This is a genomic window from Bradyrhizobium sp. Rc2d (assembly GCF_900099855.1).
Taxonomy (GTDB): Bacteria; Pseudomonadota; Alphaproteobacteria; order Rhizobiales; family Xanthobacteraceae; genus Bradyrhizobium.
Window position 1 is genome coordinate 288,716 of the sequence record NZ_FNCU01000004.1, and the last position, 25,134, is coordinate 313,849.

The 25,134-nt window shown below is 65.5% G+C and carries 23 protein-coding genes; 9 read left to right on the forward strand and 14 right to left on the reverse strand.

Going from position 1 to position 25,134, the window contains the following annotated elements:
- Positions 1–7: 7 nt before the first annotated feature.
- From BLV07_RS09225 to argG, 3 genes are all read left to right on the forward strand, one after another.
- Positions 8–307: a hypothetical protein gene (locus BLV07_RS09225; protein ID WP_143035370.1), complete on the forward strand. Its 300-nt coding sequence runs from the start codon at positions 8–10 to the stop codon at positions 305–307.
- 59 nt (positions 308–366) lie between these two features.
- Positions 367–1,143 carry a phosphatase PAP2 family protein gene (locus BLV07_RS09230; protein ID WP_091882901.1) on the forward strand — a complete coding sequence of 259 codons (777 nt, stop codon included), beginning with the start codon at positions 367–369 and terminating at the stop codon, positions 1,141–1,143.
- Positions 1,144–1,247: 104 nt separating this feature from the next.
- A complete protein-coding gene (argG, locus tag BLV07_RS09235) occupies positions 1,248–2,585 on the forward strand; it encodes an argininosuccinate synthase (RefSeq protein WP_091882904.1) in 1,338 nt (445 codons plus the stop codon).
- Between the two features lie 147 nt (positions 2,586–2,732).
- Here the strand turns inward: argG and BLV07_RS09240 are convergent, their stop codons facing one another.
- The 10 genes from BLV07_RS09240 to sdhC all read right to left on the reverse strand — a co-directional run bounded on the left by BLV07_RS09240 (position 2,733) and on the right by sdhC (position 14,556).
- A complete protein-coding gene (locus tag BLV07_RS09240; RefSeq protein ID WP_091882907.1) occupies positions 2,733–4,874 on the reverse strand; it encodes an OmpA family protein in 2,142 nt (713 codons plus the stop codon).
- 187 nt (positions 4,875–5,061) lie between these two features.
- The gene (locus BLV07_RS48705) at positions 5,062–5,304 is read right to left on the reverse strand and encodes a hypothetical protein (protein WP_091882910.1); all 243 of its coding nucleotides are present in this window, start codon (positions 5,302–5,304) and stop codon (positions 5,062–5,064) included.
- 85 nt (positions 5,305–5,389) lie between these two features.
- On the reverse strand, positions 5,390–5,776 hold the full coding sequence (locus tag BLV07_RS09250; RefSeq protein ID WP_091882914.1) for a VOC family protein: 387 nt from the start codon (positions 5,774–5,776) through the stop codon (positions 5,390–5,392).
- A gap of 24 nt (positions 5,777–5,800) precedes the next feature.
- Complete coding sequence (locus BLV07_RS09255; RefSeq protein WP_143035371.1) at positions 5,801–6,622, reverse strand: FkbM family methyltransferase; 822 nt, start codon at positions 6,620–6,622, stop codon at positions 5,801–5,803.
- A 157-nt stretch (positions 6,623–6,779) separates the two neighbouring features.
- On the reverse strand, positions 6,780–8,741 hold the full coding sequence (locus tag BLV07_RS09260) for an ABC transporter ATP-binding protein/permease (protein WP_091882920.1): 1,962 nt from the start codon (positions 8,739–8,741) through the stop codon (positions 6,780–6,782).
- Positions 8,742–8,794: 53 nt separating this feature from the next.
- On the reverse strand, positions 8,795–10,933 hold the full coding sequence (locus BLV07_RS09265) for a hybrid sensor histidine kinase/response regulator family protein (RefSeq protein ID WP_091882923.1): 2,139 nt from the start codon (positions 10,931–10,933) through the stop codon (positions 8,795–8,797).
- Between the two features lie 177 nt (positions 10,934–11,110).
- Positions 11,111–11,893, reverse strand: a complete 783-nt coding sequence (locus BLV07_RS09270) for a succinate dehydrogenase iron-sulfur subunit (RefSeq protein ID WP_091882926.1) — start codon at positions 11,891–11,893, stop codon at positions 11,111–11,113.
- 24 nt (positions 11,894–11,917) lie between these two features.
- Positions 11,918–13,753 (reverse strand): succinate dehydrogenase flavoprotein subunit, encoded by a 1,836-nt coding sequence (sdhA, locus tag BLV07_RS09275; RefSeq protein WP_091882929.1) that lies wholly within the window; start codon positions 13,751–13,753, stop codon positions 11,918–11,920.
- Between the two features lie 3 nt (positions 13,754–13,756).
- Complete coding sequence (sdhD, locus tag BLV07_RS09280; protein ID WP_091882932.1) at positions 13,757–14,161, reverse strand: succinate dehydrogenase, hydrophobic membrane anchor protein; 405 nt, start codon at positions 14,159–14,161, stop codon at positions 13,757–13,759.
- Complete coding sequence (sdhC, locus tag BLV07_RS09285; protein ID WP_091882935.1) at positions 14,158–14,556, reverse strand: succinate dehydrogenase, cytochrome b556 subunit; 399 nt, start codon at positions 14,554–14,556, stop codon at positions 14,158–14,160. Before sdhC ends, sdhD begins: the two co-directional genes overlap by 4 nt.
- Before the next feature lie 508 nt (positions 14,557–15,064).
- Here sdhC and BLV07_RS09290 point away from each other — a divergent pair.
- Complete coding sequence (locus BLV07_RS09290; RefSeq protein ID WP_091882938.1) at positions 15,065–15,925, forward strand: sulfite exporter TauE/SafE family protein; 861 nt, start codon at positions 15,065–15,067, stop codon at positions 15,923–15,925.
- A 277-nt stretch (positions 15,926–16,202) separates the two neighbouring features.
- Here the strand turns inward: BLV07_RS09290 and BLV07_RS09295 are convergent, their stop codons facing one another.
- Positions 16,203–17,732 (reverse strand): malonate--CoA ligase, encoded by a 1,530-nt coding sequence (locus BLV07_RS09295; RefSeq protein ID WP_091882942.1) that lies wholly within the window; start codon positions 17,730–17,732, stop codon positions 16,203–16,205.
- Positions 17,733–17,818: 86 nt separating this feature from the next.
- Here BLV07_RS09295 and BLV07_RS09300 point away from each other — a divergent pair, with 86 nt between their 5' ends.
- The 4 genes from BLV07_RS09300 (at position 17,819) to BLV07_RS09315 (ending at position 21,085) form a co-directional block, all read left to right on the forward strand.
- Positions 17,819–18,580, forward strand: a complete 762-nt coding sequence (locus BLV07_RS09300) for an SDR family oxidoreductase (protein WP_091882945.1) — start codon at positions 17,819–17,821, stop codon at positions 18,578–18,580.
- Positions 18,581–18,922: 342 nt separating this feature from the next.
- The gene (locus BLV07_RS09305) at positions 18,923–19,477 is read left to right on the forward strand and encodes a fasciclin domain-containing protein (RefSeq protein WP_091882949.1); all 555 of its coding nucleotides are present in this window, start codon (positions 18,923–18,925) and stop codon (positions 19,475–19,477) included.
- 184 nt (positions 19,478–19,661) lie between these two features.
- Positions 19,662–20,291 (forward strand): cytochrome b/b6 domain-containing protein, encoded by a 630-nt coding sequence (locus BLV07_RS09310; protein WP_091882953.1) that lies wholly within the window; start codon positions 19,662–19,664, stop codon positions 20,289–20,291.
- Positions 20,292–20,302: 11 nt separating this feature from the next.
- Complete coding sequence (locus BLV07_RS09315) at positions 20,303–21,085, forward strand: molybdopterin-binding protein (protein ID WP_091882956.1); 783 nt, start codon at positions 20,303–20,305, stop codon at positions 21,083–21,085.
- 98 nt (positions 21,086–21,183) lie between these two features.
- Here the strand turns inward: BLV07_RS09315 and BLV07_RS09320 are convergent, their stop codons facing one another.
- Positions 21,184–22,386 (reverse strand): YbfB/YjiJ family MFS transporter, encoded by a 1,203-nt coding sequence (locus BLV07_RS09320; protein WP_091882959.1) that lies wholly within the window; start codon positions 22,384–22,386, stop codon positions 21,184–21,186.
- Positions 22,387–22,517: 131 nt separating this feature from the next.
- Between BLV07_RS09320 and leuB the strand changes: the two genes are divergently transcribed.
- A complete protein-coding gene (gene leuB, locus BLV07_RS09325) occupies positions 22,518–23,630 on the forward strand; it encodes a 3-isopropylmalate dehydrogenase (protein ID WP_091882962.1) in 1,113 nt (370 codons plus the stop codon).
- Positions 23,631–23,770: 140 nt separating this feature from the next.
- Here the strand turns inward: leuB and BLV07_RS09330 are convergent, their stop codons facing one another.
- Both BLV07_RS09330 and BLV07_RS09335 read right to left on the reverse strand, forming a co-directional pair.
- The gene (locus BLV07_RS09330; protein WP_091882965.1) at positions 23,771–24,154 is read right to left on the reverse strand and encodes a hypothetical protein; all 384 of its coding nucleotides are present in this window, start codon (positions 24,152–24,154) and stop codon (positions 23,771–23,773) included.
- A gap of 156 nt (positions 24,155–24,310) precedes the next feature.
- Entirely contained in the window at positions 24,311–25,108 is a 798-nt protein-coding gene (locus BLV07_RS09335; RefSeq protein WP_091882969.1) for a hypothetical protein, read from the reverse strand.
- Between the last annotated feature and the right edge of the window lie 26 nt (positions 25,109–25,134).

The window sequence follows — 25,134 nt, forward strand, 5'->3', positions numbered from 1 at the left end:
GATCAATATGGAGGAGGTCTGGACCGCTCCTTGGTATGCCGTCATCGACAAGCATGTCTGCAAGGCTTGGGAAGACGAGCTTCGCAAGGAGATTGGTCCGGAACATCCACTCTGGAATTGCGGCCTGCGGCTAATTGCTCGCCGTGATGATCGCGACGATGCCATTTTTCTCGTCGGTGACGGGCGAGTTGCTGAAGTGCATTTGACTTGGAGTGGCAAGCCCGAGCGCAGCCCATGGCCGCGAACGGCCATCTTCGCGAATATGGGTCAATGGCGTGCGGCAAGGTCAGCAAGCGATGAAACATAGCGCGGGCACCTTGTCGCCGGGCCTTTCCATAGGGCGCCCACTCCGCTAAACCGCGCGCCATGAACCGGACTGGACTCTTCGTCGCCCTGGCGCTGTGGCTCGTGATCGGCCTCGTCTTCGGCCTCTATCCCGAGCTCGATCTCAAGCTCGCCTCGCTGTTCTTCGATCCCCAGACCAAGACGTTCCCGCTCAAGCTGAACGGCTGGGCCAGCTTCGCGCGTGACGCGGCGATGTGGGTCGCCTGGGCCTTCGCATTGCCGTCGCTCGTCGCGCTCGTGGTCAAGATGGTCCGGCCCGACCGGCCGCTAATGGTGTCGGGGCGCGCGATCATTTTCCTGCTGGTGACGCTGACCATGTCGGCCGGCATTCTGACCAACCTGACCTTCAAGACCTATTGGGGACGCCCGCGGCCGGTGGTGGTGACGCAATTTGCCGGCGACCAGCAGTTCGTGCCGTGGTGGGATCCGCGCGGCGGCTGCGCGCGCAACTGCTCGTTCTTCTCGGGCGAGGGCGCGACCGCGTTCTGGACACTGGCGCCGGCCGCGCTGGCCCCGCCGGCATGGCGGCCGCTCGCCTATGCCGGAGCGGTTATCTTCGGCGTTGTGACCAGCGGGCTGCGTATGGCCTTCGGCGGACATTTCTTCACCGATGTGGCGATTGCCGGGCTCGTCAGTTTCGTGGTGATCTGGTTTGCCTACGCGCTGATTTACCGCTGGCCGCGGACGCGGTTTTCGGACGCGGCGGTCGACGCCGCGCTGACCCGGCTGAACTGGCCCGCCTACCAGCTCCGCCAGCGCCTGTTCGGCCGCAAGACGGGTCCCGAGCCGTCGATTTGAGTCATGATTTGAGCCATTAAATGGGTGCCGAGGCGTGCGAAATTTGATATTCGCGCGGTCAAACCCGCCCTGACATCAGCCCTTGTGACCCGATTGGAAGCGCCATGACCACCATCCTGAAAAGCCTGCCCAAGGGAGAGAAAGTCGGCATCGCTTTTTCGGGCGGGCTCGACACCAGCGCGGCGCTGCTCTGGATGAAGCAGAAGGGCGCGCGCTGCTACGCCTACACCGCCAATCTCGGCCAGCCGGATGAAGCCGACTACAACGAGATCCCGCGCAAGGCGCAGGAGTTCGGCGCCGAGAAGGCCCGGCTCGTCGATTGCCGCACGCAGCTCGTCCACGAAGGCATCGCCGCGATCCAGTCGGGCGCCTTCCACATCTCGACCGGCGGCATCACCTACTTCAACACCACCCCGCTCGGCCGCGCCGTCACTGGCACGATGCTGGTCGCGGCGATGAAGGAAGACGGCGTCAACATCTGGGGCGACGGCTCGACCTTCAAGGGCAACGACATCGAGCGCTTCTACCGCTACGGCCTGCTCACCAATCCCGGCCTGAAGATCTACAAGCCCTGGCTCGACCAGCAGTTCATCGACGAGCTCGGCGGCCGCGCCGAGATGTCGGCGTTCATGACGGCGCAAGGCTTCGCCTACAAGATGAGCGCCGAGAAGGCGTATTCGACCGACAGCAATCTGCTCGGCGCCACGCACGAAGCCAAGGATCTCGAGAGCCTCGACAGCGGCATCAAGATCGTCAACCCGATCATGGGCGTGCCGTTCTGGCGCGACGACTGCGCCGTCAAGGCCGAGAAGGTCGTGGTGCGTTTCGAGGAAGGCCAGCCGGTTGCGCTCAATGGCCAGACCTTCTCCGATCCCGTCGCGCTGTTCCTCGAAGCCAATGCGATCGGCGGACGCCACGGCCTCGGCATGAGCGATCAGATCGAGAACCGCATCATCGAGGCCAAGAGCCGCGGCATCTATGAAGCCCCCGGCATGGCGCTGCTGCACATCGCCTATGAGCGCCTCGTCACCGGCATCCACAACGAGGACACCATCGAGCAGTACCGCATCAGCGGCATGCGTCTCGGCCGTTTGCTGTATCAGGGCCGCTGGTTCGACTCGCAGGCCCTGATGCTGCGCGAGACCGCGCAGCGCTGGGTCGCGCGCGCCGTCACCGGTGAGGTCACGCTGGAGCTGCGCCGCGGCAACGACTATTCGATCCTCAACACCGAGAGCCCCAACCTCACCTATGCGCCGGAGCGGCTCAGCATGGAAAAGGTCGAGGACGCCGCCTTCACGCCGGCCGACCGCATCGGCCAGCTCACCATGCGCAATCTCGACATCGCCGACACGCGCACCAAGCTGAAGCTCTACAGCGACACCGGCCTGCTCTCGGGCAGCGAAGGCTCGCAGATCTTCCGGCTGGAGAGCGACAAGGGCTGAGATTCTCGTAGCCTGGATGGAGCGCAGCGAAATCCAGGAATCTTGCCGCTCGTCGAGAACCCCGGACTACGCTGCGCTCCATCCGGGCTACGCCTAAAAACAAAAATGGCCGGGATCGCTCCCGGCCATTTGCATTTGTGCTTCGCCTCAGCGCGGCGGCGCGGTGCCGGGCGGGGGCGGCGGCAGCGAGGCCTGGCCGCCATTGAGCAGCGGCGTGATGCGGCGGACGGTGACGCGCCGGTTGATCCGGCTCGGCCCTTGCGTCTGCTCCTTCAGATACTGCTCGCCGTAGCCCTGCGATGTCAGGTTCTCCGCGGGTACATTGAACTGCTGCGTCAGCAACTCGGCCGCAGACTGCGCACGGCGGTCCGACAGCGACAGATTGTCGACGTCGTTGCCGACCGCGTCGGTATGTCCCTCGATCAGGAACACCTCGCGCGGGTTGCGCTGGATCGCCTGGTTGAGGCCATCGGCGATCACCTGCAGCCGGGCCGCCTGGTCCGGCGGGATGGTCCACGATCCCGTCTCGAAGTTGATCGTGTTGACGTCGATGCTCGGCATCTGCATGCGAACATTGGGGCTGTAGCGGATCTCGTCGAGCGAGTAACGCCGTTCGATCCGCTGCACCGGCGGTGCCTGCATGGTCGCGTAGATCACGTCCGGCGACGCCTCCTCGGCATCGACGATGTAGCGATCATAGGGGATGTTCACGACCGGTGGCGGCACGTCGACATAGAAGCCGCCGACCGCGCGCGGATCGCGGTAGCTGTTGTCGATGATGACGATCTCGCGCCCGCCGGGATCCCTGCGGATCCGCCGCAGCAGCGAACCGTCTGCACCGACCACGGTGATCACCTCGCTGCCGTCGGGACGGACCACGACGGTGCGGGTCTCGCCGCCGACAGTGTCGGTACGGATATCGCGGGCGCCGTAGCGGAAGCGATAGAGATCGTTGCCGCGGACATAGGCCTGCCCACCCGGATCGCGGATGATGATGCGGTCCGGCTCGGTGTAGACGGTGCGGCCGCCTTCGACGACCTCGCGGCGCTGGTTGTGGAGGTCGGCAATGGTGGCGCCGATCACGGCGCCGGCCACCACGCCCGCACCGACCGCGAGCGGCGTCAGGTCACGCTGTGGCGGACGCGGCGGTGGCGGCAAGGGTGCTGCGACCGTCGGTGCGGCCCGGAAGGCCGGCGCAACCGTGGGCGGAGCGTATTGCGCCCGGTTCGGCGGCGGCGCTGCGGCCGGCGTGCCGGGCACGACGGTCGGTGCTGCTGCACCGGCTGGAGCCGGAGGCCGAGGCGGGAGGCCGCCGGCCTGGGGCGGTGCAGCCGGAGTTCCGGCAGCGGGCGCGCCTGCAGGCGGCGTCCCACCCTGAGGGCCAGGGGTCGGCGTCGCGCCCGGGGTTGCGCCGGGAGCAGGCGTCGGTGCTGCACCGGGACGTCCGGGCGGAGGCGTCGGCGTGCCGCCACCTGGTGCCGGCGTGGCCGTTGGAGCCGGCGACGGTGATCCTGCAGCCGGAGGCGTGCCGGGACGTGCGCCGGGCGGCGGCGCGCCTGGGCGGCCCGGCGGCGGAGCCGCGGGCGTGCTGCCGGGGGCCGGAGTCGCAGTCGGCGCGGGAGTCGGTGTCGGTGTGGTCGCCGGGGCAGGTGCGCCCGGGCGAGCCGCGGGCGCTGCTGCCGGAGCAGGGGGCGTCGCTGTGGGCGCAGGCCGCCCTGCGGGACCCGCTGCCGGAGGCGGCGGCGTCGGAGTCGGGCGAGCCGCAGGCGGCGGTGGTGTGGGCGCGTGTTGCTGCGGCGCCGCGGCCGGCGGTGGCGAAGGCTGCTTCGCGGCAGGCGGCGGGGGTGGCGGCGTGGGAGACGGACGCGCTGCAGGCGGTGCCGGAGGGGGCGGGGTCGGCGCATGCTGCTGCGGCGCCGCGGCCGGCGGCGGTGAGGGCGGCTTCGGTGCGGCAGGCGGCGGGGGTGGTGGCGGCGGAGCCGGACGGGCCGCAGGTGGAGGCGACGGCGGTGGCGGCGTTGCCGGGCGCGGCGGTGCGGCCGCCGGCGGAGGCGCGGCGGGCGGATGGGGCGGTGCAGCCGCAGGCGGCGGTGTGGCCGGGCGCGCGGGCGGCGCGGCCGCAGGCGGTCCCTTCGGCGGCTGCTTCGGTTTTCCGTCAGGGCCCGTCTCTTGTGGCTGGGCCTGTGCGACGACGAGCGGCGGCGCACTTTGCGCATGCGATGCGGAGCTTGCGAATTGCATCGCGGTCAGAGCCGTCGTTGCAAGCAGCACGAAACGAAGGTTGGTCATGGTGGTGAACTTCCCCGGGAAGGTTCTTTGACGAAGTGTTGGGATGAACAGCTACGCGTTAGGCCGGAATGTGGCGGGCCAAGCGGTCGCGGCCCGATTTATTTCTGCACGCAAATCACCTCACTATGACGACGTTCATTGCGCATTCAGACGCAGGTTGCAATCGCCCCACATGTGATCGCTCGCCTCATGTGGGGTCCCGCGGCGAAGGTGCGTCCGTCGCAGGATTGGGCGTGAGCGGTCCGTTCGGTCCGCGTCGTGGAATCTCTTCGGGAACGTGCGGCGGCAATTCATCCGGTCGCGGTGTTTCGCCAGGCTCGTGCATCGGCGGCGTGATGTCGGGTTGCGGATTGCCCGGCGGAATTCCAGGAGGCGGCTCGGTCGGAGTCCCCGGTGTTGTCGGCGGAATCTCAGGCGGCTCGATCGGCATCGGCACCTTCGTGAATCAATTGTCCAGAGGACGATAACGATGATGCCGTGCCGATGTTCCCTTTTCGCGTGGTGTGGAACGCGGCTTATTCCGGTGCGTGACAGACCGCCTCGATGTTGTGCCCGTCGGGATCGAGCACGAACGCTCCGTAGTAGTTCGCATGATAATGCGGGCGGATGCCGGGCGGGCCGTTGTCGCGCCCGCCCGCCGCGATTGCCGCCTTGTGGAACGCGTCCACCGTGGCACGGTCCTTGGCGTGAATGGCGACGTGCACCGGCTTATTCATCGCGCCTTCGCCGCCGATCCAGAAATCGGGCTTGCCGTCGGGGCCAAAACCTGCGGCCGCGGCGTGCCCGGTCTGCTCTGCCGTCACTTCCATGATCAGGCTGTAGCCGAGCGGCGCCAGCGCCTTGGCGTAGAACGCCTTGGCGCGCTCATAGTCGGAGACGGAGAAACCCATGTGATCAATCATCGCAACCTCCGCTGTTCGTCCCTGTCAGCGCGACAGGAACGTATTGCTCCGCGTCTTGCGCGCGATGGCAAAGCCGCGCGCGACCATGTCGGCAATACAATCCTGCTGCCATTCGTTTTGTGACAGGTGCTCGATGACGACCGCGTGCGGCCACAGCGATTTCGGCGCGTCGCGGAAGAAGCCGATCAGCACCCGGTCCTCAAAGCCCTCGACGTCGATCTTGAGCGAATCGACTTGCGTGACGCCGGCTTCGTCGAGAATGCGCGTCAGCCGCAGTGACGGGACCTTGATGGCCTCGGCGCTCACGGCGCCGGTGACGACGTGGGTAGCACCGAGATTGCCGCCGCCGCTTTCGATCATCAGCTCGCCGTCGCTGTCGCCTGCCGCGGCCTGCACCAGGCGCACCTGCGTCGCTTTCGATGCGGCGTGATTGAACGCGAGCCGCGCAAATGTCGTCGGATGTGGTTCGATCGCAACGACCTTGCCTTTGGTGCCGACCTGCCGCGCCATCACCAGCGCAAACGTGCCGACATTGGCGCCGACGTCGACGAACGTGCCGCCCGCCGGGGTGTGCTGACGCAGGAAATCGAGCTCGTCGAGATTGTAGTCGGGATTGAACAGTGCGCCGCGCTCGGTCGCACTGCCCTGGTGATAGAAGCGGAACGAGGCGCCCTGATACTGCACGTCGACCGGACCGCCGCGCAGCAGGTTGACCAGTCGCGACATCCAGGGCCGGAAGGCGCCGCGCTTCAGCCCAGACTGTTGGGCGAGGCGAATGAGCGCGGCCTGCGCCGCATTCGGCGCAAACGCGCCGAACGGCGCGGACGAAGGGGCGTTGTCGGTCAAGCCAGAAGGTCCTCGTTGCAGGCGGCGCATGCATAGCCGGTTTTGATGAGGACTCCAACGGCGGGTTGTAGCCTGGATGGAGCGTAGCGTAATCCAGGATTCTCGCGTCTGGGGGACCTGTCCCGGATTGCGCTGCGCTCCATCCGGGCTACGGGCCTCACGCCGCCTTTTTCGGCGAGGCCATGCGCTGGCGCAGGATGCGGCCGAGCAGCTTGCGCTTGCCTTTGCGCGGGATCAGGTCGACGTCGCTGACGAGCTTGGCGCCGCTCTTGCGGCGCTCCAGCACGATCTTGCGGCTGTGGAAGGCCTCGAGCTCGGCGCGATGCGCGACGCTGACGATGGTCGCCTTCGGCAGCTCGTCGGTGACCATCTTCATCATCTTGTCCTGGCTCTTCTCGTCGAGCGCGGATGTGGCCTCGTCGAGCACGACGATGTCGGGGCTGTGCAGCAACAGCCGCGCAAAGGCGAGGCGCTGCTTCTCGCCGCCTGATAGCGTCTGGTCCCACGGCGCCTCCTCCTCGATCTTCTCCTTGAGGTGAGCGAGACCGACCTTGCGCAGGACCTGGCCGATCTCCTCGATCGTCCAGTCGTCGGCGGCACCGGGATAGGCGACCGCGCGGCGCAGCGATCCCGAGGGCACGTAGGGCCGCTGCGGCAGCATGAACAGCCGCCGGTCGGGATGGAAATTGACGCTGCCGCCGCCCCACGGCCAGAGCCCTGCGATGGCGCGCACCAGCGTGCTCTTGCCGGTGCCGGATTCGCCCGCGACCAGAAGCCGCTCGCCCGGTTCGATCACCACTTCGGTCTCGCCGACCACCGCGGTGCCGTCGTCGAGCGTGACGGAAAGGTCTTTCAACTCCAGCATGGCATCATTGCCGGTCTCGCCGCGCTGGATGCGGCCAAGGCCATCGCCCTGCTCGGCGCGCTCGAGGCCGTCGAGCGACATCATCAACGAGGCGATGCGGCGCGCGCAGGCGTTCCAGTCGGCAAGCCGCGGATAATTGTCGACCAGCCAGCCGAACGCGCTCTGCACGATGGTGAAGGCGGAGGCCGCCTGCATCACCTGACCCAGCGTCATGCTGCCGTCGAGGAATTTTGGCGCACAGAGCAGGAGAGGGACCACGGGCGCAACCAGGCTGGAGCCCTGCGAGACAAGCGTCGTGCGCATGTGTTGTCCGGCCAGGCGCGCCCATTGCCGAAGCACGCTGGTGAAATTGCGGTCGATGCCATCGCGTTCCTCCTCTTCGCCGCCGAGCAGCGCGATGCTCTCGCCGTGCTCGCGCACGCGCGTCAGCGTGTAGCGGAAATCGGCTTCGGCCTGGTTCTTGTCTTCGGAGATCTGCACGAAGCGGCGGCCGATCACCACGATCGAGCTGGACGCGATCGCGGCGTAGAGGATCGCGGCGATCACCAGGAATCCGGGAATGGTGATGCTTGAGCCGCCGAGCGTGACGGTGAGCGCGCCGCCGATGGTCCAGAGCACGATGATGAAGGTCACGGCCGATAGCAGCGCCGACGTCACGCCGGCGAGGAAATCGACCGGCGAGTCGGTCGCAATGCGCAAATCCTCGGCGATGCGGTATTCGGGATTATTGTGGTCGCCGCCGACGAGGTTGAGCTGATAATAGCGGCCGTTGGCAAGCCAGCGTGTCAGCACGCTTGCCGTGAGCCAGGCGCGCCAGCGCCGCTGAATGCTCATGCGCGCAAACACCTGGGCGACGCCGAGCGCGATGCTGCCGATCGCGAGCGGGAAGAACATTGCGCTGAGATGGAAGACACTCGTCGCATCGCGCTGCTCGATGGCGTCGAAGATGGCGCGATTCCAGACGTTGATACCGTACTGGAAGCCGACGGTCAGGATGATCAGCACGCCGAGGCCGATCGAGAACGGCCAGGCCAGGCGGTCGCCGTTACGGCCCCAGAAGTCGCGCGCGCTGATCCAGAAGCGCGTCAGCAGATAATCTTTGCGGACCTGTTCGGCTTCCTCGGGTGATAGTTCGGGGTCGGGTTCGAGCAGCTCGGGAGGCGGCGGCGGTGCCACTTCATCGCCGTTCTCGCCTTTGATCTCTCCAATGGGCGGCTTCTCGCCCTGTTCGCGCTTCACGGCGGGCTTGTGCATGGGCGGACAACGCGAAGGAAATCAACCGGTTCCCTTCGGTTCCGATCACCGAATCATTCGGCGGCGCCATCTCGCACACGTCGCAGCCGTGCGGCCCGGTGCAGAACGCGCGACAACTCTTCGATCGAATAGGGCTTCTGCACGAGATCGAAGCCGGCAGCGCCATCCTGCGACAGGGCCTGGCTGTAGCCCGTGGTCAGCACGACAGGCACGCCGATGCCGCGGTCGCGGACCGCCTGCGCCAGGTCGAGCCCGGTCATCCCGGGCATCACCACGTCCGAGAACACGACGTCGAAACGATTGGCGTCCACGATGAGCTCGGCAAGTGCATCGGTCGCATTGTCGACCAGCGTGATGCTGTAGCCGATCTCGGTGAGGCCGTCGGCGGCAAAATTGGCGAGCTCGATGTTGTCCTCGACCACCAGCACCGACATGCCACTGCCGGCCACCGCCGGCGCCGTGTTCGGCGCCAGCCGCTGCGACCGCAGGTCCGGCGGCACGCGCGGCAGATAGAGCGAGAAGGTGCTGCCTTGCCCCACCTCGCTCGTGACCGTCACCTCGCCGCCGGATTGCCGAGCGAAGCCGAACACCTGGGACAGGCCGAGACCGGTGCCGTGGCCGACCTGCTTGGTGGTGAAGAACGGCTCGAAGATGCGCCCGAGTCGCGCCGCAGGAATGCCGATCCCGGTGTCGCTGACGGTGACGCGGACGAAGCCATGGTTGCCGGAGACAGGAGCCAGCGTGTCCGGAATGGTCATCGCGGCCTCGACCTCGAAGATGATCCTGCCCTTGCCCTGCATCGCATCGCGCGCGTTGGTCGCCATGTTGATCAGTGCGGTCTCGAACTGGCCGGCATCGGCATTGACGAGACAGGGCTCGGCCGGCAGCCGCGTGACGATCTCGATGGCGGGCCCGAGCAGCGTTGCCAGCATGTCGTGCAGCGACTGCATGCGCTGGCCGACGTCGAACACCTCTGGCTTCAGGGTCTGGCGCCGCGCAAAGGCGAGCAGCTGCGAGGTCAGCTTGGCGGCGCGTGCGACTGCGTCCGCGATGGCCGTGATGTAGCGCTGTCGCCGCTCCTCCGTCAGTTGCGGGCGATTCAGCAGGTCGACCGAGGCGCGGATCACCGTCAGCAGATTGTTGAAGTCGTGCGCGACGCCGCCGGTGAGCTGCCCGAGCGCCTCCAGGCGCTGGCTGTGCTTGAGCGCGTCCTCGGCTTCGCGCCGCGCTGCGGCCTCGGCCTGAAGATGCTGGGTGCGGCGGAATGCGAAGGCGAGCAGCAGGAACAGCAGCGCGGTGGCGGGAATGCCGAACACCAGATGCTGGCCCATGGTGGCGAACCAGCGTGCCCGGATCGCCGAGGTTTCGAGCCCGGCGCTGACATAGATCGGATATTCGGCAACGCGCCGGTAGCCGATGCGGCGCTCGATCCCGTCCGATGGCCAGGCGATGGTCATTAGGCCACGCTCGGGCTGGCCGGCAATCTGCTGGCCAACCGGGCCGCCCGGGTCGAGCCGCAGGTCGTGGTTGAGCCGTGGGAAATGCGCGAGCACGGCGCCGTCGGCACGGCCCATTGCGAAGAAGCTGCCGGGATCGGAGCCGATCCTGGCATAGAAGCTTTCGAAATATTCCGGCAGGACGGAGGCCTGGATCACACCGATGAAGTTGCCGTCGTCGGAATCGCGGCGGCGACTGACGCTGAAGAAGCGCGCGCCCTGATAGGGCGCGCGTGGCGTCAGCGGCATGCCGATGAACGTGCCGATGCTCTGGTCGATGTGGGAATAGAAGTAATCGCGGTCCGTAAAGCTCAGCGCCGGTGGCGGCGAGGCGAGGCTGTTGACCAGCGCTTTTCCGTCCGCATCGAAGATCCAGGCCGATTTGAGCTGCGGCAGCGAATCGGTCAGCCGCTTCAGGCGACGGTGCAAAGCCGGCTCGCGCGCGCGGATGGTATCGTCGGAAAGGTTGCGCACGACCTCGTTGAGCTCGGCAAGGCTGCGGTCGATGGTCTCGAACACCTTCAGCGCATGCTCATGCGCGACGTCGAGGGTGCGCTCGATCTCGCGGTCGGCGATGTCATTCGTCGACGTGTAGGAGATCGTGGCCGCAATGACGAATAGCGCAATCGGCAGCGCCAGGGATGCCGCCATCATCCACTGCAACAGCCTCAGCGAGTTGCGTTGCGCCCTCTGCACAGTCGCTCCGGTCCCTGGCGCGAGCTTAACTGAATCTCGCGCAGGGAAGGAAGCAGCTTATGCGAAAACCGCTGGTTGTGGACCTAAAACTTGCGCGCGCAGCGGGTTGGAGAAAATTCTGCTCAAATTGACTGCGATCGCAGAATACCCCGGCCGGCCCGGCCGGGGACATTCGTCTCAGATCTGGCGCTCGACCATCTTGAGCTTGAGCTCGGCGATGGCCTCGGCCGGGTTGAGGCCCTTCGGGCAGGCCTTGGCGCAGTTCATGATGGTGTGGCAGCGATAGAGGCGGAAGGGGTCCTCGAGATCGTCGAGCCGTTCGCCGGTCGCTTCATCCCGCGAATCGGACACCCAGCGGTTGGCCTGCAGCAGCGCGGCGGGGCCGAGATAGCGCTCGCTGTTCCACCAATAGCTCGGGCAGGAGGTCGAGCAGCAGGCACACAGGATGCATTCGTAGAGGCCGTCCAGCTTCTCGCGGTCCTCGTGGCTCTGGCGCCATTCCTTCTGCGGCGTCGGCGAGGTCGTCTTCAGCCACGGCTCGATCGAGGCGTACTGCGCGTAGAAATTGGTGAGGTCGGGGACGAGGTCCTTCACGACGGGCTGATGCGGCAGCGGATTGATCTTCACCGCGCCGTCCTTCACGTCGTGCATCGAGCGGGTGCAGGCCAGCGTGTTCTGGCCATCGATGTTCATGGCGCAGGAGCCGCAGACGCCTTCGCGGCAGGAGCGGCGGAAGGTCAGCGACGGGTCGATGTGGTTCTTGATCCAGATCAGGCCGTCCAGCACCATCGGACCGCAATCATTGGTGTCGACGTAGTAGGTGTCGACGCTCGGATTCTTGCCGTCGTCCGGATTCCAGCGATAGACCTTGAACTCGCGGAGCTCGGTCGCGCCCGCAGGCTTCGGCCAGGTCTTGCCGCCAGTGATCTTGGAGTTCTTCGGAAGTGCGAATTCAACCATTTCGATAGGGCCTTCGCTGTTCGATCAGTACACCCGCGCCTTCGGCGGAATGTACTGCACGTCGTTGGTCATGGTGTAGTCGTGAACCGGGCGGTAGTCGATCTTGACCTTGCCGGAATCGTCCAGCCAGGCCAGCGTGTGCTTCATCCAGTTCTTGTCGTCGCGCTCGGAGAAATCCTCGCGCGCATGGGCGCCGCGGCTCTCGGTGCGGTTGGCGGCCGAGTTCATCGTCACCACCGCCTGCGAGATCAGATTGTCGAATTCGAGCGTCTCGACGAGATCCGAATTCCACACCAGCGAGCGGTCGGACACCGCGATGTCGGTGATGCCGCTGTGGACCTTCGCGATCAGGTTCTGGCCTTCGCTCAAGACCTCACCGGTGCGGAACACCGCGCAGTTGTTCTGCATCACGTGCTGCATGCCCTCGCGCAGCTTCGCCGTCGGCGTGCCGCCGGAAGCGTAGCGGTAATGGTCGAGGCGGCCGAGCGCCATCTCGGCCGAGTTCGCCGGCAGCTCCGGCTGCTCGGCGTTGGGCGTCAGCTTCTCGGCGCAGCGCAGCGCCGCAGCGCGGCCGAACACGACGAGGTCGATCAGCGAGTTGGAGCCAAGGCGGTTAGCGCCGTGCACGGAAACGCAGGCGGCTTCGCCGAGCGCCATCAGGCCGGGGACCACAGCATTATCGTCGCCGTCCTTCTTGGTCAGCACTTCGCCGTGATAATTGGTGGGAATGCCGCCCATGTTGTAGTGCGTGGTCGGCACGATCGGGATCGGCTCCCGCGTCACGTCGACATTGGCGAAGATCTTTGCGGATTCGGAGATACCGGGCAGCCGCTCGGCCAGCACCGCGGGATCGAGGTGGTCGAGATGCAGGAAGATGTGGTCCTTCTTCTTGCCGACGCCGCGGCCCTCGCGGATCTCGATCGTCATCGCGCGCGAGACGACGTCGCGCGAGGCGAGGTCCTTCGCCGACGGCGCATAGCGCTCCATGAAGCGCTCGCCCTCGGAGTTGACGAGATAGCCGCCTTCGCCGCGCGCGCCTTCGGTGACGAGGCAGCCCGCGCCATAGATGCCGGTCGGGTGGAACTGCACGAACTCCATGTCCTGCAGCGGCAGGCCGGCACGCAGCACCATGCCGCCGCCGTCGCCGGTGCAGGTGTGCGCCGAGGTGCAGGAGGCATAGGCGCGGCCGTAGCCGCCGGTCGCCAGAATCGTGGTCTGGGCGCGGAAGCGGTGCAGCGTGCCGTCGTCGAGCTTGAGCGCAATCACGCCGCGGCAGGCGCCCTGGTCGTCCATGATCAGGTCGATGGCGAAGAACTCGATGAAGAACTCGGCCGCGTGGCGCAGCGACTGGCCGTACATCGTGTGCAGCATCGCGTGACCGGTGCGGTCGGCGGCGGCGCAGGTGCGCTGCGCCTGACCCTTGCCGAAGTCCATGGTCATGCCGCCAAACGGGCGCTGATAGATCTTGCCGTCCTCGGTGCGCGAGAACGGCACGCCCCAATGCTCGAGCTCATAGACGGCTTCCGGCGCGTTCCGCACCATGTATTCGATCGCGTCCTGGTCGCCGAGCCAGTCCGACCCCTTCACGGTGTCGTACATGTGCCAGCGCCAGTCGTCCCGGTGCATGTTGCCGAGCGCGGCCGAGATGCCGCCCTGCGCTGCAACCGTGTGCGAGCGGGTCGGGAACACTTTTGTAATGCAGGCGGTGCGGAGGCCGGCTTCGCTGCAGCCAACCACGGCGCGCAGGCCCGCGCCGCCGGCGCCGACCACGACGACGTCATAGGTGTGGTCTTCGATCGGATAGGCTTTGCCGTTGGTGGCGGGAGCGCCATTGCCCGAGCCATTCGTTGTGGTGGCCATGGGTTACACTCCGGATGACAGTTTCAGGATCGCGTAGGTCGAGGCGAGCGCCACGGCGACCGAGAAGAAGTTGTTGAGCATGATGGAGATGAGCTTCAGCTTCTCGTTATGGACGTAGTCCTCGATCACCACCTGCATGCCGATTTTCATGTGCCAGGCGCTGGCGAAGATGAAGAGGATCAGGATCACCGCGACGGGAATGGAGCTGAGAATCTGCGCGGCGCCGATCTGGTTGCGGCCGAGCAGCATCATGATGATCACCAGAACCGGGATCATCAGCAGCGTCATGGCGACGCCGGTGATGCGCTGGCGCCAGAAATCGGACGTGCCCGAATGCGCGGCGCCGAGATTGCGGACGCGGCCAAGCGGGGTGCGCATGCTGCGCTTCGGCGTATCGGTTGCGCTCATCGTCCACCTCCGATCGCATAGGCGATGATCCAGATCAGCACCGTCAGCGCGATGCCCCCGATCAGGGCGCCCCAGGTCAGCGCTTCCCGCTCATTGGCCTTGAAGCCGTAGCCGAGATCCCAGACGAAATGCCGGATGCCGCTGAGCATATGGTGCATCAGCGCCCAAGTGTAGCCGAACACGATCAGCCGTCCGATGATGCTGCCGGCGAAGGCCTGGACGTGCGCGTAGGCGGCGGGGCCGGAGGCCGCCGCGATCAGCCACCAGACCAGCAGCAGGGTTCCGACGTAGAGGGCGATACCGGTGGCGCGATGGACGATGGACAGCGCCATCGTCAGCGTCCAACGGTACACTTGCATGTGTGGTGAGAGCGGTCGTTCGATCCGTGCGGTCATGGGCTTTGATGTTGTATTGCGGCCCAACAGAAGGGCGCGCGGGGATCGGAAAGGTCGGCTCTATTTACGGAGTCGATTTCGCTGGCGCAATCACCAAATCGCCATAAATCGAACGACGGTTCAGCTCTAGAGCGTTGATGAAACAAGGCCAATCAGTGGCTTGGTATACCAGAGCGTCGGTCCGCCAACCAAGTAAAGAATAATTATTCATTTCTTCTGCGGGGCCCGAGGTGCGTTGAAATTGCTATTGGAACGCCTCTAAACGGACCATCCCGTCCAAATCGGCCGGAGGTGGCCCAGTCGTAGCGCAAAACTCGTCCGCACACGCGAACGGGCCTTCCCATTCCGCTTCCGTTCGACCCCCATCGGATATGCGCACTCTGCATTCCACCCCAGCCGGGAGGTTCGGTGTGTCGACCGCGCGAATCAGATCGCCTAATGCTCCCTACGCGGCGTTCCGAAGCGACATCTCGGCGCCGCAGCGACCAGTCGCCGGGGCAGGTCAGAGGTGATTGCAGGGCTCGACATCAAGGAGATCGTGGAGCTTGCGCTGTTGCTGATCGCAACCGGCGCGCTCTCGGGATTTTTGGCCGGGGTGTTCGGCATTGGTGGCGGCGCGATTCTCGTGCCAGTGTTCTACGAATGCTTTCGCATCGCCGGCGTGCCGCTGGAGGTGCGCATGCCGCTCTGCGTCGGCACCTCGCTCGCGGTGATCATCCCGACCTCGATCCGCTCGTTTCAGGCGCATTACAAACGCGGCGCCGTCGACATGGCGATCCTGCGCGTGTGGTGGCTGCCGATCGTGATCGGCGTCATCGCCGGCAGCGTGGTCGCGCGCTACGCGCCGGAACGGCTGTTCAAGATCGTGTTCGTCGCCGTCGCCTGGTCAGCCGCGGTCCGGCTCATCTTCGCGCGCGAGACCTGGAAGCTCGGCGATGATCTGCCGAAGGGCGCCTTGATGCGCGCCTACGGCTTCTGTGTCGGCATCCTCTCGACCCTGATGGGCATCGGCGGCGGACTGTTCTCGAACCTGCTGATGACCTTCTACAGCCGTCCCATTCATCAGGCGGTCGCGACCTCGTCGGCGCTCGCGGTCTTGATCTCGATCCCCGGCGCGCTCGGCTACATCTATGCCGGCTGGCCGGCGGCGGCGAACTATCCGGCCGTCACGGCCCTGCAAATCCCGTTCGCGCTCGGCTACGTCTCGTTGATCGGCGCCGTGCTGGTGATGCCGATGAGCCTCGTCACCGCGCCGCTCGGCGTAAGAGCCGCGCATGCGATGTCGAAGCGGACGCTGGAGGTGGCGTTCGGGTGCTATCTGTTTATTGTCGGCAGCAGGTTTGTGATGAGCCTGGTCGGCGGGCAGTGATGGGCCTGGGCCGAAGCACGCGCCACACACTCCGCTGTCATCGCCCGACTCGATCGGGCGATCCAGTATTCCAGAGACCGCAATGATTGAGCCGAGAGGCCGCGGCGTACTGGATGCCCCGGTCACGGCTCCGCCAAGGCTTCGCCGGGGCCACAAGGGTGCTCGGCCGCCGAAGCTTTAGCGAAGGCGGCAAGCCGGGGCATGACAGCGCGTTGTGTGGTGGGTAGCTCTTCCCGATTAGAACAGCGTCGAGAGGACCGTCGCGACGAGCCCACGCCTATTTCTTCGCGTAGATATCTTTATACGTCTCGCGCAAAATGTTCTTCTGCACCTTGCCCATGGTGTTGCGCGGCAGCTCGTCGACGACGAAGACGCGCTTGGGCATCTTGAATTTTGCGAGCCGTCCGTCGAGTGCCTTCAGCACCGAGGCTTCGCTGACCTCGGCGCCCTTGTTGCAGACGAGGACGGCCGTGACGCCTTCGCCGAAATCGGCGTGCGGCACGCCGATCACGGCGGATTCGACCACGCCCGGCATGGCGTCGATCTCGCTCTCGATTTCCTTCGGATAAACGTTGAAGCCGCCGGAGATCACGAGGTCCTTGCCGCGGCCGAGAATGTGGACGTAGCCCTTGCTGTCGATCTTGCCGAGATCGCCGGTGATGAAGAAGCCGTCAGGCCGGAATTCGGCCTTGGTCTTCTCCGGCATGCGCCAGTAACCCCTAAATACGTTCGGGCCCTTCACCTCGATCATGCCGATTTCTTCGCGCGGCAGTTCCTTCGCTGTCTCGGGGTCGGTGACGCGCAACGAGACGCCCGGCAGCGGGAAGCCAACTGCGCCGGGCACGCGCTCGCCGTCATAGGGGTTCGACGTGTTCATGTTGGTCTCGGTCATGCCATAGCGCTCGAGCACCGCATGGCCCGTGCGCGCCGACCATTCACGGTGGGTCTCCGCCAGCAGCGGGGCCGAGCCCGAGATGAACAGTCGCATGTGCTTCGCTGTCTCGCGCGACAGCGCGGGGTTCTGCAGAAGACGTGTGTAGAAGGTCGGAACGCCCATCAGCACGGTGGCGCGCGCCATCAGCTTGATGATCAAATCCGGATCGAGCTTCGGCAGGAAGATCATCGACGCGCGCGCGAACAGCGTCACGTTGGTCGCAACGAACAGGCCGTGGGTGTGGTAGATCGGCAGCGCGTGGATCAAGATGTCCTTGTCGGTGAAGCGCCAGTAGCCGACAAGGCTGAGCGAGTTCGACGCCAGATTGTCGTGGGTGAGCATCGCGCCCTTGGAGCGGCCCGTGGTGCCAGATGTGTAGAGGATCGCGGCGAGGTCGTCGCTTGTGCGCGACACCGTCGCGAACTCGCCGCTCGCCTTGTCGGCGGCGTCCGTCAGCGAGCCCTTGCCGTCAGGCCCGAGCGTTTCGACCTTGGCCTTCACCTTGGCGGCGATCGGGGCGAGGCCTTCCGCCTTGGAGGGATCGCAAACCACCAGCGACGGCTCGGCATCGCCGATGAAGTAGTCGAGCTCATTCAGCGTATAGGCGGTGTTCAGCGGCAGATAGACCGCGCCGGCCCGCACGGTGGCCAGATACAGCACGATGTTGGCGACCGATTTCTCCACCTGCACCGCGACGCGACCGCCGGGCTTCACGCCGCGTGCGACCAGCACATTCGCCATCTGCCCCGCGCGCGCGATCAGATCGCCATAGCTGATACGGGCGCCGTCATGCGTCTCGATTGCGAGGCGCTTGGGATCGTCCAGGCCGTCGAACAGGCGGGAAAACAGATTGGCGTTGGCAGCTTGGTTCATGCAACATTCCTCGCCGGCGAAGGCCGGTCAAAACCGAGGGCTGGATTAGCAAAAACCGCCCCGCAGAAGCAACGGAGACAGTTTGCATGACCAAAAACGGGAAACGCGTGGCCTGGGTTACGGGCGGCGGCAGCGGGATCGGCGAGGCCGGAGCTGAGGCATTAGCTGCCGACGGCTGGACGGTAGTGGTCTCGGGCCGGCGCCAGTCAGCCCTCGATGCCGTGGTTGCGAAGATCAACGGCGCAGGCAGGGCGGCCGAGGCCATTGTGCTTGACGTGTCCAACGCCAATGAAGCCCAGAAGGCGGCCGATCGAATCGTCGCCAGGCACGGCCGGATCGATCTGCTGGTGAACAATGCCGGCATCAATGTTCCCAAGCGCAGCTGGAAGGACATGGAACTGGAAGGCTGGGATAAGCTCGTCCAGGTCAATCTCAATGGCGTGCTCTATTGCATGCGCGCGGTGCTGCCGACGATGCGCAAGCAGCAGGACGGCGCGATCATCAACGTCTCGTCCTGGGCCGGCCGCCATGTCTCGAAGATGCCGGGCCCGGCCTACACCACGACCAAGCACGCGGTGCTGGCGCTGACCCATTCCTTCAACATGGACGAATGCGTCAACGGCCTGCGCGCCTGCTGCCTGATGCCGGGCGAGGTGGCAACGCCGATCCTGAAGCTGCGCCCGGTGGTGCCGAGCGAGGAGGAGCAGGCCAGGATGCTGCAATCCGAAGATCTCGGTCGCACCATCGCGTTTATCGCGTCGATGCCGGCGCGCGTCTGCATCAACGAGGTGCTGATCAGCCCGACGTATAACCGCGGTTTTATTCAGACGCCGCACAGCAGGGATTGAGGTGGGGCGCAGCCGCGAGTCCGTCATTGCGAGCCACCGGGTCCGCGCAAAAGCGCGGCCCGATGACAGGCTCCGCGAAGCAATCCAGGAATGTAGCCGCGGAGACAGTCTGGATTGCTTCGTCGCAAGGGCTCCTCGCAATGACGGTGGATCGACCACACGAAATCCCTCCCCCATAGTTTCACGCATTACAAAGAATTTTTGTTCGAAACCGCTCCGTAGACCCTCCCGTAGTTCGGTCCAACGACGGCGCTGCTGCTTCAAGCCAAGGAGACACAGTCGCCGTTGTTGCCAACTCAAACACCGGCGACCGCCGGTCTCAATTCAATCGGGAGATTCTCCATGTCGAAGCGCATTGCCTATCTCGCTGCCGCCGCCTTCAGCGCCCTCGCCATCACCGCGACCGTCGTCGCGCCCGTCAGCGCCGAGGAAAAGACTGTCATGGTCGGCGGCGCCGCGATGTTCCCGTCCAAGAACATCGTCCAGAACGCAGTCAACTCCAAGGACCACACCACGCTGGTCGCGGCGGTGAAGGCGGCGGGCCTGGTGCCGACGCTGGAAAGCAAGGGCCCGTTCACCGTGTTCGCGCCGACCAATGCCGCCTTCGGCAAGCTGCCGGCCGGCACCGTCGACAACCTGGTCAAGCCCGAGAACAAGGCGACCCTGACCAAGATCCTCACCTATCACGTCGTGCCCGGCAAGCTCGCGGCCTCCGACCTCACCGACGGCAAGAAGATGAAGACCGCCGAGGGCGAGGAACTGACGGTGAAGAAGATGGACGGCAAGACCTGGATCGTCGATGCCAAGGGCGGCACCTCGATGGTGACGATCTCCAACGTCAATCAGTCGAACGGCGTCATTCATGTGGTCGACACCGTGCTGATGCCGGCGACGTAACACCGCCCCACCCCTGTTTCATCCCCCGAACAGGAGGCCTCGAGACGGCGAGCCGGGGGTGCCCGGCTCGCTTTCTTGTGACCGTGATAGCCCGCCGGTATCGATTTGATGCCGGACGGGGCGTAACGAAAGCGGAAGCATCGGCGTATAATTGCTGTCAAACGACGTTCAGGACGGAACCATCATGGCGAGCCTCACAGTCACCGAAGAGCAGGTCAGGGCCACTCCGGCCAAAGTGATCCAGCCGGCCTGGGTCCGGATCATGCATTGGGTCAACGCCCTCGCCATGATCCTGATGATTCTGTCCGGCTGGCAGATCTACAACGCCTCGCCGCTGTTCGGCTTCAGCTTTCCGCGCGAATACACGCTCGGCGGCTGGCTCGCCGGCGGCCTGCTCTGGCATTTTGCGGCGATGTGGCTGTTGATGATCAACGGCCTCGCTTATCTCATCACCGGTTTCGCCACCGGCCGCTTCGCTAAGAAGCTGCTGCCGATCACGGCGTCCGGCGTGCTTCACGACGTCAGGGCGGCGCTGACCTTCAAGCTCGGCCATGACGATCTCACCGTCTACAATTACGTGCAGCGCCTGCTCTATGCCGGCATCATCGTGGTCGGCGTGCTGATCGTGCTGTCGGGCCTCGCGATGTGGAAGCCGGTGCAGCTCTATTACCTGGTGATGCTGTTCGGCGATTATCCGACTGCGCGCTACGTGCACTTCTTCTGCATGGCCGCGATCTGCGCGTTCCTGGTCGTTCATGTCCTGCTCGCGCTGCTGGTGCCGAAGAGCCTGCGCGCGATGATCATCGGACGTTAAGGGAGCAAGCCATGGCCAAGCGCTCATTCCTGATCCCCGGCGTCGACAAGCGGCTCTTGATCAAGGACTCCATCAAGGCGATGCCTGACGTCACCCGCCGCCGCTTCATCGCGGGCGGCGCCAGCTTCGGTGCGCTGACGCTGCTCACCGGCTGCGACGTCGTCGACTCGTCATCGGCCGAGGAGATGCTGAAGCAGGTCTCGAAATTCAACGACGCGGTGCAGGCCTTCATCTTCAATCCCGATGCGCTGGCGCCGACCTTCTCCGAGAGCGCGATCACAAAACCGTTCCCGTTCAATGCCTATTACGATCTCGACGACGCGCCCGATGTCGATGGCAACGACTGGAAGCTCGAGGTCCGCGGCCTCGTCGACAACAAGAAATCGTGGACCCTTCCGGAGCTGTACCAACTTCCCCAGGTCACGCAGATCACCCGCCTCATCTGCGTCGAGGGCTGGAGCGCGATCGGCAGCTGGACCGGCACGCCGCTGCGCGACTTCCTCAAGCTGATCGGCGCCGACACGCGCGCGAAATATGTCTGGTTCCAGTGCGCCGACAAGGACGGCTACAACTCGCCGCTCGACATGCGCAGCGCACTGCATCCGCAGACCCAGATGACGTTCAAATACGCGAACGAGATTTTGCCGCGCGCCTACGGTTTTCCGATGAAGATCCGCGTGCCGACAAAACTCGGCTTCAAGAACCCGAAATACGTGGTCTCGATGGAAGTCACCAACGACTACAAGGGCGGCTATTGGGAAGACCAGGGGTATAATTCGTTTAGTGGGAGTTAGGCCCGCTGCCGTAGGGTGGGCAAAGGCGCGTAGCGCCGTGCCCACCATGATTGTCACGGCGGATAAAGCGTTGGTGGGCACGCTTCGCTTTGCCCACCCTACGGCACCGATGATTTCTTCGTCCCCACCTTGCGCTGGCACAGCGCCGCCACCGCCCCGAACGCCAGCAGCGCTGCCGACACATTCAGCGCGTAACTCAAGCTGCCCAGCGCATCCGTGATCGCACCGACCACGATCGGGCCCAGCGTCTGGCCGACGCCGAACGAGATCGTCATCGCCGCGATCGCGGTCGGCCACATCTCGGGCGGATAGTTGAAGCGGATGAAGGCGGTGGTTGAGCCGACCACCGCGAAGAACGCGACGCCGAACACCACGGCGGAGACCGCAAGCCACGCCGGCGAATGTCCGAGCATCGGCAGGGCGGCACCGAGGGCGTTGGTGCCGAGGATGATGGCGGTGGCAAGTCCGCCGCGATCGAGCGCCAGCACGCCGCGCCAGGCCCAGGGCGTCACGAAGGCGCTGAGCCCGATCAGGCTCCAGAACGCGGCCTGCGCTGCGGCCCCGCCGCCGCCGTCGCGCACATAGGCGATCATGAAGGTCATGTAGGCGATGTAGCCGGCGCCGAACAGGAAGTAGCCGGCGAGATAGATCAGCACCGGCAGAATCGCGAACGACACGTGGCTGCCTTCCGAGAAGCGGACGCTGCTCTCGATGCGGATCAGGAACAGCGGAATCGTCATCGCGACGGACAGCAGCGTCAGCGCCCACCAGACGATCCACCACGAGCCCGGTCCGAAATATTGCAGCGTGAACGGGGCGATCAGCCCCGAGGCGAGAATGCCGATGCCGGGCCCGGCATAGAACAGGCTCAGCAGGAAATTGGCCCGCTCGGGACGCAACTGCGCGATGGTCGCAGCCAGCGCGCCGCCGGCGACGAAGCCGGCTGCAGCCCCCAAGCCCAGCACGAGGCGGGCCAGGCTCAGCGCGATGAAATCGCCTGTCAGCGCGCAGGTGGCGAGCGCGGCGACGCAGGCCAGAGTTCCCAGGCGGATCGCCGCCGCCCAGCCGATACGCTGGATCAGGCGGGAGGCCACCAGCGCGCCCACGAGGTAGCCGACGGCGTTGATGGTGTTCATGAAACCGGCCGCCGAGTAGGACCAGCCGAGGGTCTCCCGCATATCTGGCAACACCAGCGCATAGGCAAAGCGGCCGATGCCGAGCCCGACCGTCGCCGCCAGCGACAGGGTCAGGATCAGCCGCGCGGGATGCGGGATGGGCGGGGGGCGGTCAGGGGCGTGCAAGGGGTACTCCGGCTGTGGGAGTGTGGCAGGCTCCATCCGCTTTGCACAGCCGGCTCCCCGGCAATGGTGTCTTGCCAAGCGCGCAACGCCGCTCTAGCACTCCGGCCGAATTCGACCTGAGAGGAACGACCATGGCGACCCACAAACTGCTGCTGCTCCCCGGCGACGGTATCGGCCCCGAGGTGATGGGCGAGGTGAAGCGGCTGATCGACTGGCTCAATTCGGCCGGGATCGCCAAGTTCGAGACCGACACCGGCCTCGTCGGCGGCGCGGCCTATGACGCGCACAAGGTGTCGATCTCCGAGGGCGACATGGCCAAGGCCAAGGACGCCGACGCCGTGATCTTTGGCGCGGTCGGCGGCCCGAAATGGGATGCGGTGCCCTACGAGGTGCGCCCCGAAGCCGGTCTGCTTCGCCTGCGCAAGGATCTCGCTCTGTTCGCCAACCTGCGTCCTGCCGTGTGCTACCCGGCGCTGGCAGACGCCTCGAGCCTGAAGCGCGAGGCGGTCGAGGGCCTCGACATCGTCATCGTGCGCGAGCTCACCGGCGGCGTCTATTTCGGCGAGCCCAAGACCATCACCGATCTCGGCAACGGCCAGAAGCGCGCCATCGATACCCAGGTCTACGACACCTATGAGATCGAGCGCATCGCTCGCGTCGCCTTCGAGCTTGCCAAAAAGCGCAAGAACAAGGTGACGTCGATGGAGAAGCGCAACGTCATGAAGTCGGGCGTGCTTTGGAATGAGGTCGTCACGCAAGTTCACAAGCGCGAATACCCCGACGTCACGCTGGAGCATCAGCTCGCCGATTCCGGTGGCATGATGCTGGTGAAATGGCCGAAGCAGTTCGACGTCATCGTCACCGACAATCTGTTCGGCGACATGCTGTCCGACATCGCGGCGATGCTGACCGGTTCGCTCGGCATGCTGCCCTCGGCCTCGCTCGGCGAGGTCGACGTCAAGAGCAAGAAGCGCAAGGCGCTGTACGAGCCGGTGCACGGCTCCGCGCCTGATATCGCCGGCAAGGGCCTCGCCAATCCGATCGCGATGATCTCGTCCTTCGGCATGGCGCTGCGCTACTCCTTCGACATGGGCGATCTCGCCGACAAGGTCGATGCCGCCATCGCCGCCGTGCTCGCCAGCGGCCTGCGCACCGCCGACATCAAGTCGGAAGGCACCACCGCCGCCTCGACCACGCAGATGGGCGAAGCGATTCTGAAGGAATTGCAGAAGCTGCACGGGTAGAGTCGTAGCCCGGATGGAGCGCAGCGAAATCCGGGCCTCGTGGATAGACTTCCCGGATTGCGCTTCGCTCCATCCGGGCTACGCGACAAAAAATGGCCGGGCGTGAGCCCGGCCATTTTGATTCGGTGCCTGCGTCCGCCTCAGTACAGCGGGAAATTCTGCGGGTAACCGCCGACATCGGCCGGCGGCGACAGCGGCTGGCGATCGATCGGGCGGTTCAGGTTCTCGCGGGCGAAGGACGGGTAGCCCACCGCCGGCGGGAAGGCGTAGTCGCTGAACTTGCGGTCGCCCGGATTGACCTCGGTGCCGCCGTCGAGCCAGGAGCGCTTGCTCACATAGATGCGGGTGCGGCCCTGCTGATAGACCGCGTTGGGGCCGCTCGGTCCGTAATAGGATCGGCCGCGCTCGTCATAGCGCTTGGTCCTGGTGTCGGCCGAAGCCGGCGACGCGAGCGACATGGCAATGACGGCGCCCGCCGCAAGCCAGGTCGCCAATGTGTTCGCCGCAGAGAATTTCAAGCTCATCACGTCCCCTTCAGGCGGCAGGCCGCCAGTCGATTTCACCCCATACTAGCCCGGCCGGGGCGGATGCAACTAGGTCAATTGGGTCACACCAGCTCGGAATAATCGTGCGCGCCGGCAAAAGTTGCATCAATACCAGCCACTTGAGCTTGATGCGGCCTAGAGCGCCCCGCGCAATTGCGCGTTCGCGGCGCCCAGCAGCCAGTCCGACGATCCCAACGATCCCTGGGAATCGCAGGCGCGGCGCTTCAGCTCGGCATGGGCGAACAATTCCGCCAGCCTGGGTTCGTTGCCCGAGGTCAGCAGCGTCAGCCGGTTCAGCGTGCAGGCGATCGCCGCGCGCCGGGCGGGCAGGGTATCGCCCTGGCAGGAGAAGCCGGATATCTGGAGCGCCGGCTCCTCGCTGCGCTTGAGATAGCCGAGGCAAGCCCGCGTCCCCTCCGCCGCGCCGACCGGCCGGAACAGGGCGACGGGACCGAATTTGGTGTCGATCAGGCCGGCCTGCTCGAGCGTGGTCGCCGCGCTCAATCCCATCTGGACGGCGAGATCCGCAGTCGCCGGACGGGCCACGTCGAACTCGCCGCCTTCGCGGTAGATTTCGAGCTCGGCCACGGGCTGGTCAGCCTCGCTCGCCCAGCGCAGCACGTCCCTGCGGCCGCCTTCGGGATGCCGAAGGATGGTGTAAGAGGCTGTTTTGTCTGATGAATCAAGCCGACTGACGGCGAAGGCCGGATGCGAGCGGTCGGCCGCGCTCCAGCCCGGCTTGTCCGCCGGCTCATCGTCGCGCAAGTCAGGCAGTTGGCCGAGCGCCTCGAGCGCGAGGATGGCAAACAGGGCGAGCGCCCCCACATAGGCGATCAGGTGCGCCAGCGTGCCGATGACCTCGTCGGCAAAGGCTGCAAGCGCCAGATGGATCTGGGTAGGGCTAACGGCCGTGCTGGCCTCAGGCGACTGCATCCACGGCCTTCAGGCATGGTCCAACG

Excerpts from the sequence above, each read along its gene's own strand:
- BLV07_RS09225 (WP_143035370.1), top strand. The coding sequence starts at position 8 with ATGGAGGAGGTCTGGACCGCTCCTTGGTATGCCGTCATCGACAAGCAT.
- BLV07_RS09230 (WP_091882901.1), top strand. The coding sequence starts at position 367 with ATGAACCGGACTGGACTCTTCGTCGCCCTGGCGCTGTGGCTCGTGATC.
- argG (WP_091882904.1), top strand. The coding sequence starts at position 1,248 with ATGACCACCATCCTGAAAAGCCTGCCCAAGGGAGAGAAAGTCGGCATC.
- BLV07_RS09240 (WP_091882907.1), bottom strand. The coding sequence starts at position 4,874 with ATGACCAACCTTCGTTTCGTGCTGCTTGCAACGACGGCTCTGACCGCG.
- BLV07_RS48705 (WP_091882910.1), bottom strand. The coding sequence starts at position 5,304 with ATGCCGATCGAGCCGCCTGAGATTCCGCCGACAACACCGGGGACTCCG.
- BLV07_RS09250 (WP_091882914.1), bottom strand. The coding sequence starts at position 5,776 with ATGATTGATCACATGGGTTTCTCCGTCTCCGACTATGAGCGCGCCAAG.
- BLV07_RS09260 (WP_091882920.1), bottom strand. The coding sequence starts at position 8,741 with ATGCACAAGCCCGCCGTGAAGCGCGAACAGGGCGAGAAGCCGCCCATT.
- BLV07_RS09270 (WP_091882926.1), bottom strand. The coding sequence starts at position 11,893 with ATGGTTGAATTCGCACTTCCGAAGAACTCCAAGATCACTGGCGGCAAG.
- sdhA (WP_091882929.1), bottom strand. The coding sequence starts at position 13,753 with ATGGCCACCACAACGAATGGCTCGGGCAATGGCGCTCCCGCCACCAAC.
- sdhD (WP_091882932.1), bottom strand. The coding sequence starts at position 14,161 with ATGAGCGCAACCGATACGCCGAAGCGCAGCATGCGCACCCCGCTTGGC.
- sdhC (WP_091882935.1), bottom strand. The coding sequence starts at position 14,556 with ATGACCGCACGGATCGAACGACCGCTCTCACCACACATGCAAGTGTAC.
- BLV07_RS09295 (WP_091882942.1), bottom strand. The coding sequence starts at position 17,732 with ATGAACCAAGCTGCCAACGCCAATCTGTTTTCCCGCCTGTTCGACGGC.
- BLV07_RS09300 (WP_091882945.1), top strand. The coding sequence starts at position 17,819 with ATGACCAAAAACGGGAAACGCGTGGCCTGGGTTACGGGCGGCGGCAGC.
- BLV07_RS09305 (WP_091882949.1), top strand. The coding sequence starts at position 18,923 with ATGTCGAAGCGCATTGCCTATCTCGCTGCCGCCGCCTTCAGCGCCCTC.
- BLV07_RS09310 (WP_091882953.1), top strand. The coding sequence starts at position 19,662 with ATGGCGAGCCTCACAGTCACCGAAGAGCAGGTCAGGGCCACTCCGGCC.
- BLV07_RS09315 (WP_091882956.1), top strand. The coding sequence starts at position 20,303 with ATGGCCAAGCGCTCATTCCTGATCCCCGGCGTCGACAAGCGGCTCTTG.
- leuB (WP_091882962.1), top strand. The coding sequence starts at position 22,518 with ATGGCGACCCACAAACTGCTGCTGCTCCCCGGCGACGGTATCGGCCCC.
- BLV07_RS09330 (WP_091882965.1), bottom strand. The coding sequence starts at position 24,154 with ATGAGCTTGAAATTCTCTGCGGCGAACACATTGGCGACCTGGCTTGCG.
- BLV07_RS09335 (WP_091882969.1), bottom strand. The coding sequence starts at position 25,108 with ATGCAGTCGCCTGAGGCCAGCACGGCCGTTAGCCCTACCCAGATCCAT.